Annotated in this window: 11 protein-coding genes; 6 read left to right on the top strand and 5 right to left on the bottom strand. The window is 67.8% G+C overall.

Annotated features, from left to right (window positions below):
* Positions 1-126 precede the first annotated feature (126 nt).
* The 3 genes from BMY69_RS05680 to BMY69_RS05690 all read right to left on the bottom strand — a co-directional run bounded on the left by BMY69_RS05680 (position 127) and on the right by BMY69_RS05690 (position 2,950).
* Positions 127-1,137, bottom strand: coding sequence for an NAD-dependent epimerase (locus BMY69_RS05680; protein WP_090175937.1), 1,011 nt, complete (start codon positions 1,135-1,137; stop codon positions 127-129).
* A 14-nt stretch (positions 1,138-1,151) separates the two neighbouring features.
* Complete coding sequence (gene tviB, locus BMY69_RS05685) at positions 1,152-2,429, bottom strand: Vi polysaccharide biosynthesis UDP-N-acetylglucosamine C-6 dehydrogenase TviB (RefSeq protein ID WP_090175939.1); 1,278 nt, start codon at positions 2,427-2,429, stop codon at positions 1,152-1,154.
* A gap of 104 nt (positions 2,430-2,533) precedes the next feature.
* Positions 2,534-2,950 carry a hypothetical protein gene (locus tag BMY69_RS05690; RefSeq protein WP_090175940.1) on the bottom strand — a complete coding sequence of 139 codons (417 nt, stop codon included), beginning with the start codon at positions 2,948-2,950 and terminating at the stop codon, positions 2,534-2,536.
* A gap of 167 nt (positions 2,951-3,117) precedes the next feature.
* On the opposite strand from BMY69_RS05690, the gene BMY69_RS05695 reads away from it, so the two are divergent.
* The 5 genes from BMY69_RS05695 (at position 3,118) to mfd (ending at position 9,739) form a co-directional block, all read left to right on the top strand.
* The gene (locus BMY69_RS05695) at positions 3,118-3,654 is read left to right on the top strand and encodes a DUF6630 family protein (protein ID WP_090175942.1); all 537 of its coding nucleotides are present in this window, start codon (positions 3,118-3,120) and stop codon (positions 3,652-3,654) included.
* A 50-nt stretch (positions 3,655-3,704) separates the two neighbouring features.
* Positions 3,705-4,604: a 23S rRNA (adenine(2030)-N(6))-methyltransferase RlmJ gene (gene rlmJ, locus BMY69_RS05700; RefSeq protein WP_090175944.1), complete on the top strand. Its 900-nt coding sequence runs from the start codon at positions 3,705-3,707 to the stop codon at positions 4,602-4,604.
* A gap of 28 nt (positions 4,605-4,632) precedes the next feature.
* Positions 4,633-5,139, top strand: a complete 507-nt coding sequence (locus tag BMY69_RS05705; RefSeq protein WP_090175945.1) for a Slp family lipoprotein — start codon at positions 4,633-4,635, stop codon at positions 5,137-5,139.
* A 61-nt stretch (positions 5,140-5,200) separates the two neighbouring features.
* Positions 5,201-6,109: a cation diffusion facilitator family transporter gene (locus BMY69_RS05710; protein ID WP_090175946.1), complete on the top strand. Its 909-nt coding sequence runs from the start codon at positions 5,201-5,203 to the stop codon at positions 6,107-6,109.
* A gap of 180 nt (positions 6,110-6,289) precedes the next feature.
* Entirely contained in the window at positions 6,290-9,739 is a 3,450-nt protein-coding gene (mfd, locus tag BMY69_RS05715) for a transcription-repair coupling factor (protein ID WP_090175947.1), read from the top strand.
* Positions 9,740-9,837: 98 nt separating this feature from the next.
* On the opposite strand, the gene egtD is transcribed toward mfd, so the two are convergent.
* On the bottom strand, positions 9,838-10,821 hold the full coding sequence (gene egtD, locus BMY69_RS05720) for an L-histidine N(alpha)-methyltransferase (RefSeq protein WP_090052669.1): 984 nt from the start codon (positions 10,819-10,821) through the stop codon (positions 9,838-9,840).
* Positions 10,818-12,086, bottom strand: a complete 1,269-nt coding sequence (gene egtB / locus BMY69_RS05725; protein WP_090175948.1) for an ergothioneine biosynthesis protein EgtB — start codon at positions 12,084-12,086, stop codon at positions 10,818-10,820. The genes egtD and egtB overlap by 4 nt, the downstream gene beginning before the upstream one ends.
* 186 nt (positions 12,087-12,272) lie before the next feature.
* Here egtB and BMY69_RS05730 point away from each other — a divergent pair, with 186 nt between their 5' ends.
* Positions 12,273-12,719: a DUF6491 family protein gene (locus BMY69_RS05730; protein WP_090175951.1), complete on the top strand. Its 447-nt coding sequence runs from the start codon at positions 12,273-12,275 to the stop codon at positions 12,717-12,719.
* Positions 12,720-12,774: the final 55 nt, after the last annotated feature.

The following is a 12,774-nucleotide window of genomic DNA, read 5'->3' on the forward strand; positions in this document are numbered from 1 at the left end:
AAAGCTGTCGCGGCCGGGTCCGCTCCCACAAGCTACCTGTTGGAGCGGCCCTGGCCGCGACGCCGTTGGAGCCGTGGGCCGCAGGGCCTGATGCGGCCGGGTCCGCTCCCACCAAAGCATGCCGGGTCAGGCCTTGTAGTAATCGCGGTACCAGCGGACGAAGCGATCGACGCCCTCTTCCACCGACACCTGCGGCGCGTAGTCGATCGCGCGTTGCAGCTCGCTCACGTCGGCCGCCGTGTCGGGCACGTCGCCGGGCTGCAGCGGGAGCATCTCCAGGATCGCCTCGCGGCCGAGGCACTGCTCCAGCCGGCGGATATAGTCGAGCAGCTCGACCGGCTGCTCGTTGCCGATGTTGTAGAGCCGGAACGGCGCCACGCCGCTGGACGACGGATCGGGCGAGGCGCCGTTCCAGTCGGTGTCGACGGTCGGCGGCCGATCGAGGCAGCGGATCACGCCTTCGACGATGTCGTCGACGTAGGTGAAGCTGCGCCGATGCCGGCCGTGGTTGAACACGCGCAGCGGTTCGCCGGCGAGGATCGCGCGGGTGAACAGGAACAGCGCCATGTCGGGACGGCCCCAGGGGCCATACACCGTAAAGAAGCGCAGCCCGGTGCTCGGGATGCCGTAGAGGTGCGCGTAGCTATGCGCCATCTGCTCGTTGGCTTTCTTCGTCGCGGCGTACAGCGTCAGCGGATGCTCGGCCGAATCGTGCTCCGAGAACGGCATCGTGCGGTTGGCGCCATAGACCGAACTCGTCGACGCGAACACGAGGTGTTCGACGCCGAGGTCGCGGCAGCCTTCGAGCACATGCAGGAAGCCGGTGACGTTGCTGGACACGTAAACATGCGGATTCTGCGCGGCGTAACGCACGCCCGCCTGCGCCGCGAGGTGCACGACCCGTCGCGGCCGGTGCGTCGCGAACACCCGGGCGACGGCCTCGCGGTCGGCGAGGTCGGCATGCACGTGGGTGTAGCGCGGATGATCGCGGAAACGGTCGAGGCGCGCCTGCTTCAGCGTCACGTCGTAGTAGTCGTTGAGGTTGTCGAGGCCGATCACCTCGTCGCCCCGCTCGAGCAGCCGCATGGCCACGTGCGACCCGATGAAGCCCGCCGTGCCGGTGACCAGTACCTTCATCGATCCGCTCCGCTTCAGAGTCTGCCGTCCACCGCGTCGCGCGGCAGCACGTATTTGACGTCGTAGATGACCGCGCCCGGCTTGCCGAAGGCGCGGATGCCCTCGGCGCCCAGCGCGTGGAACTGCCGGTGTGCCACGGCGACGACGATGGCGTCGTACGCGCCGGCGTCCGGCGCCGCGACGGTCCGCAGGCCGTACTCGTGCTCGGCCTCCGCGGCATCCACCCAGGGGTCGTGGACGTCGATCGTCGCGTTATAGGTTTTCAGCGACGCGATGATGTCGACGACACGCGTGTTGCGCAGGTCGGGGCAGTTTTCCTTGAAGGCCAGGCCCAGCACGAGCACGCGCGCGCCGACGGGGTTGAGTCCCTTGCAGACCATCAGTCGGATCAGCTCACCGGCGATGTACGGACCCATGCCGTCGTTGGTGCGACGACCGGCGAGGATGACGTCCGGATGGTGGCCGACCTCCTGCGCCTTGTGCGTGAGGTAATACGGATCGACGCCGATGCAATGGCCGCCGACGAGGCCCGGTCGGAACGGGAGGAAATTCCACTTCGTGCCCGCGGCTTCCAGCACTTCCAGCGTGTCGATGCCGAGCTTGTTGAACAGGATCGCCAGGTCGTTGACCAGCGCGATGTTGAGGTCGCGCTGCGTGTTCTCGATGACCTTGGCGGCCTCGGCGACCTTGATGGCGCTCGCCTTGTACGTGCCCGCGTCGATGATGCTGGCGTAGAGGGCGTCGACGAACTCCGCGGTCGCCGGCGTCGATCCGGACGTGACCTTGCGGATCGTCGTGACGCGATGCTGCCGGTCGCCCGGGTTGATGCGTTCGGGGCTGTAGCCGACGAAGAAATCCTCGTTGAACACGAGACCCGACTCGCGTTCGAGGATCGGGACGCAGACCTCTTCGGTGCACCCGGGATAGACCGTGGATTCGTAGACCACCACGTCACCGCGCTTGAGCACTTTCCCCAGCGTCTCGCTGGCACGCGTGAGCGGGGTCAGGTCGGGGCGCTTCGCCCTGTCGATCGGGGTGGGCACGGTGACGATGTAGACCGTGCACTCGCGCAACGCGTCCAGGTCGCTGGCGTAGGTCAGCCGGGCCGCGGCGTCGAGCGCGGCCTTGTCCACCTCCAGGGTGCGATCGGTGCCGGCACGGAGCTCCTCCACGCGGGAGGCGTCGATGTCGAACCCAAGGGTCGGATAGCGCTTGCCGAACTCGACGGCCAGCGGGAGCCCGACGTATCCGAGGCCGATCACCCCGACCCTTACCTTGTCCAGCTGCTGCATCGGGCATCCGTTGGCGAAAACGGCGCGACCGGGCTCGAACCCGGCATGGCCGTGGAGCCCGGAAGCCTAGCGGATCGTCCGTGCGGCGCGCCAGCGCCGCACGGTCAGCCGCCTTCCGCGGCCGGCAGCTCGTTGACGTCGCGCACGCTGTAGACGTCGATCCCGTAGGGCGCCTTCGCGTCCCCGGTGGCCTTGAAGCGCCCGAAGACGGTGGCATCGGCCCTCACGCCCTTCTCGCCGACGGTCCGGCGGAACGCCGACACGTCGCGTTTCTTGCTGGCGTTGTCGTCCATGCTCAGGCTGAGCGAGGCGGCGCACTGGGTGTCCGAGAGCGTGGTGACCTTGCCCTCGGTGCTGGCGACGCCCCTGACCGTGACCGTGGTCCCGACGTAACGCTGGGCCGTGCCGACGACGCTGCAGATCGAGTCCGGCGGCGTGTCGTCGGACCGGGCCGCGGCGACGCCGCTGGCGAACAGCAGGATGGCGACGCCCGTCGCCCGTGCGAAAGTGACGGCTTTCATAGGTATTCCCCCTTGATACCGGCCCTGCGCGGACCGAGCCGAATGGATGGCTAAACCAAGGACACCGCGTTTTCGGCAAGGGGTCAATAAGAAAAATGGGTAGACGGAGGGCCCGCGCCGGTGCGGTTGCCACATAATGGGCGTCCCCACCCGATCACTGGAACGCCATGGCCTCCTGGGAAGACGACGACTACGACGACCGCTTCGACCACGACGACGACGAGGATGCCGAGGACACCGTCGAGAAGCAGGTCTGGCAGTTGCTGCTGCTCATCAATCCGGGCGACGAGGACGGCGCGCTCCAGCAGTTCAACGCCTACCGCGAGACGGCGGAGGAAGAAGGCGACGACGACCCGATGCACATCGTGGCGCGGGTGACGGACTGGCGCTCGGGGTTCGAGGTCGACGAAGACGACACCCGCACGCTGGTGGAGGCCATCAACGAGCTGGTCAGCCGCTGGAACCTCACGATCGACTGGGACGGGGACCCGGACGACGACGAGTTCCACGAGGACCTCGATGGCGCCGAGGTGTTCGCGCGCGCGTTCGATCAGCTGAACCAGCACGGCTACACCCTCTGGTCCCGCGAGGCCGACGACGAGGTGCTGGCCGGCTGGATCACGTCGTCGCGCGACGACGAAGCGATGCGGATCGTCGCCACGCGGCTCGGCATCAACCTGCGGTTGGGCAGCCAGCTGGGCTGAGCCGCCCTTCCGGGGCGGCGGGCGGGAGTGGCGCCCGCTATACTCCGCCGATGAACTACCGCCACGCGTACCATGCCGGCAACTTCGCCGATGTCCTCAAGCACATGGTGCTCGTGGCCCTGATCGACTCCCTCGAGCAGAAGGCCTCGCCCTTCTGCTACATCGACACCCACGCGGGCCGGGGCCGCTACGACCTCAAGGGCTCCGAAGCCCGCAAGACGAACGAAGCGGATGCGGGATTCGGCGTCCTCCGGACCGCGACCGGCCTGCCGCCCCTGTTGTGGAAATGGCTGGAAATCGTCCGCGCCTGCAACGAAGGCGACGAGATGCGCTTCTACCCGGGCTCGCCGTGGATCGCCGCGCACCTGATGCGACCGACCGACAGCGCGCAGTTGTGCGAGCTGCACCCCGAGGAGGCCGGCGCGCTGCGCCAGCTGTTCCACCACGACAAGCGCGTGCACGTGCACCAGCGCGACGGATACGAGGCGCTCAACGCGCTCGTGCCGCCGAAGGAGAAGCGCGGGCTGGTGCTGATCGACCCGCCGTTCGAGGCGCAGGAAGCCGAGTTCCGAACGATCGAGAAATCGCTGAAGGCGGCCATGGCGAAATGGCCCACCGGCGTGTTCGCCGTCTGGTATCCGATCAAGCTGCGCAGCCACGTGCAGCCGTTCCACCGCTGGCTCGGCAAATGCGGCGCGAAGCGCGTGCTGGCGGTCGAGTTGCTGTTGCGGCCGGACGACTCCCCGCTGCGCCTCAACGGCACGGGCATGGTGATAGTGAACGCCCCGTGGAAACTCGATGACGCCCTTCGCGACTCGCTGCGCCTGCTGCCGAAGCTGCTCGGCACGCCGGGCGAATCCGAATACCGGCTGACCTGGCTGGTGGAAGAAGGCAAGGATGAAGCTCCCGCCCACGGTCCGCACGCGCCGCATTCAGTCCGGAGGCGCTAAAGTCGCTCCACACGCCAGGAGTCGACCCATGCGCCCGACCAACGCCCGTCTCGCCCTGTCCGCCGCCGTCTTCGCGGCCGCGCTCGCAGGCTGCGCACCCGCCCCCATCTACAAGCCCACGCCCAACAACGCCGCGGTGCCGCCGGCACAGGTCGCGCGCGAGCCGGAGCGCTACGCCTCGGCCGACGTGATCTGGGGCGGCCGTATCGTCAACGTCCGCAACTTCGCGGACCACAGCGAGATCGAAGTCCTCGCCTATCCGCTCGACGGATCGCAGCGGCCGCAGTCGAACGACACCGGCAACGGCCGCTTCATCGCCGCCATGCCGGGTTACGTCGAAAGCCTCGACTACCCGGCCGGCGGCCTCGTCACCATCGCCGGCCGTCTCAACGGCACGCGTACCGGCAACGTCGGGCAGGCGCAGTACACCTTCCCGCTGGTCTCGGTGAACCAGTCGCACGTCTGGACGGCCAAGGAGATGTCCGGCGGCCATCCGAACGTGAGCTTCGGCGTGGGTGTCGGCGTCATACGGTAAGATCCTGCGGATCGGCCCGCGCGGAAGATGCCGCGGGCCTTCCTTCGACGCTAGGAACCTCATGTCCGGACATGCCGACTCGAAGCGCGCGATCTTTCTCGCGCTCGGTGCCAACTTCGCCATCTTCGTCGCCAAGCTGGTCGCGGCGATCTTCACGGGCTCGGGCGCGATGCTGGCCGAGGCGGTCCACTCGCTGGCCGACTGCGGCAACCAGGGCCTGCTGCTCCTCGGCATGCGACAGGCGAAGCGGCCGCCCTCGCCGGATTATCCGCTGGGCTGGGGTCGCGCGCTGTATTTCTGGTCGTTCCTCGTCGCCATTCTGCTCTTCAGCGTCGGCGGCATGTTCTCGGTCTACGAGGGCATCCACAAGCTGACCCACCCGGAGCCCCTGCGTTACGCATGGCTGGCCGTGGGCGTGCTCGCCTTCTCGATCGTGACCGAAGGCATCTCGATGCACGGCTGCATGCAGGAGGTGAACAAGGCGCGCGAGGGCCGGCCCCTCTGGCAGTGGTTCCGCGAGACCCGCGCCAGCGAGCTGCTGGTGATCTTCGGCGAGGACCTCGCCGCGCTCGTCGGCCTGTGCCTGGCGCTGGTCGCCGTCCTGCTGACCATGCTCACGGGCAACCTGCTCTTCGACGCGCTGGGCACCATCGCCATCGGCGTCCTGCTGATCGTGGTCGCCGTCGCCGTCGCCCGTGAGGTGAAGGCGCTGCTGATCGGCCAGGGCGTCGAGCCGAAGCAGCGGGCCGCGATGCTCGCGTTCCTCGAGGCCCGCCCCGAGATCGACACCGTCTACAACGTCCTCACCCTGCAGATGGGTACGGACGTCATGGTGGCGATCAAGGCGAAGATGGCGCCCACACCCACGGCCCGCGCCATGGTCGAGGCCATCAACATCGTCGAGGCCGATTTCAAGGCGAAGTTCCGGGACGTCCGCTGGAGCTTCTTCGAGCCGGATATCGCCGACTGAGGGAAGTCTTCCTATCGCCGATGCGATCGGCTCCCACCCCTCCGGTAGATGGCTTGCTACCGGAGGGGTGGGAGCCGATCGCATCGGCGATGGCCGCGCAGCGGCCTTCCCCGAGTGCCGGGACCTTCACCTCCGGGTAGTACAATCGACGACTTGTCCGCAAGGCCGTCGCCCGATTCCATGCCCGTAGCGCTTCCCCGCCCTCCGCTCCCCGTCAACGCCAAGACCCGCCGCTACTGGGCCGCGCCGCACGGCTCGTCCTGGGCGCTGGAAATCGCCGAGGCGGCGCGCGCCCACGACGGCCTGCTCGTCGTGGTGGTGCGCGATACCCGCAGCGCCGACAACCTCGAGAGCGAGCTGGCGGTCTTCGCGGGCGAGCTGCCCGTGCTGCATTTCCCCGACTGGGAAACCCTGCCCTACGACGTCTTCAGCCCGCATCCGGAAGTCGTCTCGCAGCGCGTCGCCACCCTGTACCGCCTGCCGACCACGCGCCGCGGCGTGCTCGTCGTGCCGGTCGCCACGCTGATGCAGCGCATCGCGCCGCGTACGCACATCACCGGGTCGGGCCTCGTGCTGCGCAAGGGGCAGAAGCTCGATCTCGCCGCCGAGCAGCGCCGCCTGGAGGCCGCCGGCTACCGCAACGTGCCGCAGGTGACCGAGCCGGGCGACTTCGCGGTGCGCGGCGCGCTGATCGACATCTACGCGATGGGCGCGAGCGAGCCCTACCGCGTCGAACTGTTCGACGACGAAGTGGAGTCGATCCGCACCTTCGACACGGAAACGCAACGCTCGCAACAGCAGGTCGACGGCGTGGACCTCCTGCCCGCCCGCGAATTCCCGCTGACGGAAGACGCCGCGAAGAACTTCCGCGCCAACCTGCGCGAACGCTTCCCGATCGACATCCGCCGCTGCCCCCTCTACCAGGACATGAAAGAAGGCATGACGCCGGGCGGCATCGAGTACTACCTGCCGCTGTTCTTCCCGGTGACGGAAACGCTGTTCGACTACATCGCGGGCGACGCGCTGTTCGTCCTCGGCGAGGGCACGCTGGAGTCCTCCGAACAGTTCTGGACCCAGACCGCCGAACGCTACGACCAGCGCGCGCACGACATCGAGCGCCCCGTGCTTCCCCCGGCGGAGATCTACCTGCCGCCGGAACAGTTGCGCGAGCGCCTGAACCGCCAGGCCCGCGTCGACGTCGTGGCGAAGGGCCACGAGCACGCCGTCGACCTCGGCACGCAGCCCGCGCCCGAGGTGCCCCTCAACCGCAAGGGCGAGGAACCCGGCACCGCCCTGCGCCATTTCCTCGCCAGCTACCCGGGACGCGTGCTGATCGCCGCCGACTCCGCCGGCCGTCGCGAGGCGCTCATCGAGCAGCTGGCCGGCGCGGGGCTGAAGCCGGTCATCGTCGACGGCTGGAAGGATTTCCTCGCGAGCGGCGAGGCGCTGGCCATCACCGCCGCGTCGCTCGAACAGGGTTTCGCCCTGACGGAGCCGGCGCTCACGGTGCTCACCGAGCGCGAACTGTTCGGCGAGCGCGTGCGCACCGACCGCAAGCGCCGCGCCGGCGCCGCGCGCGATCCCGAGAGCATCATCAAGGACCTGACGGAGCTCTCCGTCGGGTCGCCGATCGTTCATATCGATCACGGCGTGGGCCGCTACCAGGGCCTCGTCTCGCTCGACGTCGGCGACATGCCGGGTGAATTCCTCACCATCGAATACGCCAAGGGCGACAAGCTCTACGTCCCCGTGGCCCAGCTCGGCCTTGTCAGCCGCTACACGGGCACCGCGCCGGAACTGGCGCCGCTGCATTCGCTCGGCGGCGACGCGTGGGAGCGTGCCCGCAAGAAGGCCGCCGAGAAGGTGCGCGACGTCGCCGCCGAGCTGCTGGCCATCTACGCCCAGCGCGAAGCGCGCCAGGGCGAGTCGCTGCCCGTCGACCGGCAGATGATCGAAGAATTCGCCGCGACGTTCCCGTTCGAGGAAACGCCGGACCAGCAGGCGGCCATCGATTCGGTGATCGTCGACCTGGCCGCGCCGCGCGCCATGGACCGCGTGGTGTGCGGCGACGTGGGCTTCGGCAAGACCGAGGTCGCGCTGCGCGCGGCGTTCGCGGCCGCCACGGCCGGAAAGCAGGTGGCGGTGCTCGTGCCCACCACCCTCCTCGCGCAGCAGCACTACCGCAACTTCGCGGACCGCTTCGCCGACTGGCCGGTGCGGGTCGACGTGCTGTCGCGCTTCAAGTCGAAGAAGGAAGTCGACGCGGCGCTCGAACGCCTCGCCGACGGCCAGGTCGACGTCATGGTCGGCACGCACAAGCTCCTGCAGCCGGACATTCGTTTCAAGAACCTCGGCCTCGTCATCGTCGACGAGGAACAGCGCTTCGGCGTGCGCCAGAAGGAGCAGCTGAAGAAGCTGCGCGCCGAGGTCGACCTGCTCACGCTGACCGCCACGCCCATCCCGCGCACGCTGAACATGGCGATGAGCGGTTTGCGCGATCTGTCCATCATCGCCACGCCGCCGGCGCATCGCACCGCCGTGCGCACGCTGATCTCGACCTGGCAGCCCGCGCTGATCCGCGAAGCCGTCCAGCGCGAGCTCGCGCGAGGCGGCCAGGTGTACTTCCTGCACAACGAGGTGGAGTCCATCGAGCGCACGGCGCGCGAGCTCGGCGAACTGGTGCCCGAGGCGCGCATCCGCGTCGCGCACGGACAGATGCCCGAGCGCGAACTGGAACAGGTGATGGCGGACTTCCACCGCCAGCGGTTCAACGTGCTCGTGTCGACCACGATCATCGAGTCGGGCATCGACATTCCCACCGCGAACACCATCATCGTCAATCGCGCCGACCGTTTCGGCCTGGCGCAGTTGCACCAGCTGCGTGGCCGCGTCGGACGCTCGCACCATCGTGCCTATGCCTACCTGATCGTGCCGGACCGCAAGGCGATGACGGCCGACGCGGAGAAGCGCCTCGAAGCGCTCGCGTCGCTGGAGGAACTGGGCGCCGGTTTCACGCTCGCCACGCACGATCTCGAGATCCGCGGCGCGGGCGAGATGCTGGGCGAGGAGCAGTCGGGTCAGATCCAGGAGATCGGCTTCGGGCTCTACACCGAGTTGCTCGATCGCGCGGTGCGTGCGCTGAAATCGGGCAAGGTGCCGGACTTCGACCTCACCTCGGAACACGAGACCGAGGTCGAACTGCATCTGCCGGCGCTGATTCCCGAGGATTACCTGCCCGACGTCCACACGCGCCTGACGCTGTACAAGCGCATCGCGAGCGCACGAAACGAGGAAGGGCTGCGCGAGCTGCAGGTGGAGATGATCGACCGCTTCGGCCTGCTTCCGGACCAGACCAAATGCCTGTTCGCCGTGGCGCAGCTGAAGCTGATGGCGACGCCGCTGGGCATCCGGAAACTCGACTTCGGCGCCAATGGCGGACGCGTCACCTTCCGCGAGAAGCCCGACATCGACCCGATGGCGCTGATCAAGCTGATCCAGCAGCAGCCGCGGGTGTTCAAGATGGACGGGCAGGACAAGCTGCGCGTGATCCTCGATCTGCCGGGTTCGGCGGAGCGGGTGCGCACGGCGCAGGATCTGCTGGTGTCGCTGGGGGCGCCGAGGCCGGGCTAGTCCCCCGGGTCACCTGCTCCCATCGCCGATACGATCGGCTCCCACCCTTCGGTAGGGAGCTCTTCGAAGGCCTTGATCGCATCGGCGATTACGCTAGCTCAAGCCACCGGGCTGGACCGCACCAGGTACTGCACGCTGAAGCGGCGGTCCTCGTCCATCCAGACCTTTTCCACCGCGAGTCCGGCCTTGCTGGCCATCTGCGCGAAATCGTCGAGCGAGTACTTGCAGCTGTATTCCACATGCATGGCTTCGTCCTCGCGGAAGGCGAAGGTCTCGCCGCCCACGCGCACGTCCTGCCGCTTCGTGCTGACGAGGTCCGTCTCGATGCGACCGGCGAGCGCGTTGTAACGCGCGCGGTGGCGGAACGATGCCACGTCGAAGTCGGCGCCGATCTCGCGATTCAGCCGCACCAGCATGTTGAGGGTGAAGTCGCGCGTGACGCCCGCGGCGTCGTTGTAGGCGGCTTCGATCTGCGCCGTGTCCTTTTTCAGGTCCACGCCCACGACCACGCCACCGCCGTCGCTCATCTCGGCGCGCATCTGGCGCAGGATCCGGATGGCGTCCTTCGTCTCGAAGTTGCCGATGGTCGAGCCCGGGAAATAGATCACGGTGCGACGCGGTGAGCGCGACGCGACCGGCAGGCGCAGCGGCTGCGTGAAGTCGGCGCACACCGGCTGCATCGGCACGTCCGGGAAACGCGTCGCCAGTTCCGCGACGCTCTCCATCAACGCCGAGCGGGAGATCTCCACCGGCACGTACGCGACCGGCGTCTCGAGATGCTCCAGGAGCATGCGCGTCTTGATGCCGCTGCCGCTACCGTACTCCACCAGGCGGACATCCGGACCGAGCGTCGCGGCGATGTCCGCGGCATGGTCGCGCATGATCGCGATCTCGGTGCGCGTGAGGTAATACTCCGGCTGTTCGCAGATCGCCTCGAACAGGGCCGATCCGCGTTCGTCGTAGAAGAGTCGCGACGGCAGCCGCTTCGGCGTCGCCGCCAGACCGCGACGGACGGTTTCGAGGGTGTCCTCGACATCCGGATGACGGTCGTCGACGCGGATGTCTTTCGGTTGAGCGCTCATCGATCGGTTCCCAGTCGTATCCCCGTGAACTGCCAGCGGGCATGGGGAGGAAAAAAGTTGCGGTACGTCGGGCGGACATGATCGGCGGGCGTGGCGCAGGATCCCCCGCGAAGCACCCACTGGCCGTTCATGAATTTTCCGTTGTACTCGCCGAGGGCGCCGGCCAGGGGACGGAAACCCGGATAACTGACATAAGGGCTCATCGTCCATTCCCAAACGTCGCCATACATCTGGCCCAGGGATGTCTCGAACGATGTCGCGCGCGGGTGGAACAGGCCCGATTCCTGGAAGTTGCCCTGAACGGGAATGCCGGCGGCCATCGTTTCCCATTCGGCTTCCGTCGGCAGCCGCGCGCCGGCCCAGCGCGCGAAGGCATCGGCTTCGAAATAGCTGACGTGGCAAACGGGGGCGTGCGGGTCGATGGCACGGCGCCCGTGCAGGGTGAATTCGGTCTCGCAGGCCTCGTCCCAGTACAGGGGCCGCGACCAGCCCTCCGCCTGCACCGTCGCCCAGCCGTCGGAGAGCCATAGCGTCGGCTCGCGATAGCCGCCGTCCTGGATGAAGGCCAGGAACTCGGCGTTCGTCACCGGACGATTGGCCAGCGAGCCCGCCTGCCGGTAGGTGCGGTGACGCGGGCCCTCGTTGTCGAAATGGAAGCCATCGCCGGCGTAACCGACCTCGACCACGCCCTCATCGAACGGCACGTAGCCCAGGGCCGGCGCCGCCATCGACAGGGCCCGCGGCGCGTCCGGAGCGAAGGCCGGCTCGAGCGGATTCTGCGCGAACGCGTGCTTGATGTCGGTCAGCAGCAATTCCTGATGCTGTTGCTCGTGCTGGCAGCCCAGCTCGATGAGCGTCGCCAGTTCCGGATCGCCATGGCGCACGATGCGTTCCGCGATCGCCTCGTCGACGCGCGACCGATAATCCCGCACTTCGTCGAGCGTGGGCCGGGTGAGCATGCCGCGTCGCGGCCGCGAGTGCATCGGCCCCACCGACTGGTAGTACGAGTTGAAGAGGAAGTGCCATTCCGGATTCGGCGATACGTAGGCCGGATCGCGTTCGAGGATGAACTGCTCGAAGAACCAGGTGGTGTGGGCGAGATGCCACTTCGTGGGACTGGCATCCGGCATCGACTGCACGACCGTGTCTTCCGGTCGCAGGTGCGCGGACAGCTGCACCGTACGTTGGCGTACGCTGGAAAAACGATTCAGAAGCTCCGTGCTGGCCGATGGGTGGGGGGACGTGCCAAGCGGGCGGACGGTCATGACGCTACGGTTCCGGTGCCGCCGGGGACGCGACGGCCAATGCGCGAAACGATGCCGGAGGAAACGTTCAACGGACGTGAGCGGAGCCGTCCGCCACCTTAACGAGCGGTGCACCCAGGCCGCATGGATACTCGCAACCTCGCCGATTCAGGCTTAACGTGGGACACCCCACGAAAGGACAGCGCCATGAACGTCCGACATCTTCTTTCCGCATCCCTGCTCGCCCTGAGCGCCCTCTCCGCCGGTTGCGCCTCGTCGGGCCTGCAGGCGCGCGACGAGCTTCCCTACGCCGACTGCATGCGTGCCGACCAGATCAACCGCTGGGCGGTCGTCGACGGCAGCACCTTTGCCGTGGCGAACGGTCCCAACTACTACCGCATCCGCACCACGACGGATTGCCCGCGCGCCGATCTCGGTGGCGGCATCCGCTTCCGCCAGTCGAACAGCGACAAGGCGGTGAGCGGCCCTGACATCCGCATGTGCGGCGGCATCAACGAGCAGATCGTCCGCCGCGACGATCCGCCGTGCCAGATCAAGTCCATCGAGAAGGTCGACAAGGGCATCTTCGACAAGATGCTCGACGCGGCGCAATCCAAGGGCTCGGGCGCCGGCCCGACCGGCGCGGTGCCGTAACCCGGTCGATCCGCTCCAATGAAAAACGCCAGCCTTTCGGCTGGCGTTTTTTTTC

It is taken from the genome of Luteibacter sp. UNC138MFCol5.1 (assembly GCF_900110505.1).
Classification (GTDB): Bacteria; Pseudomonadota; Gammaproteobacteria; order Xanthomonadales; family Rhodanobacteraceae; genus Luteibacter.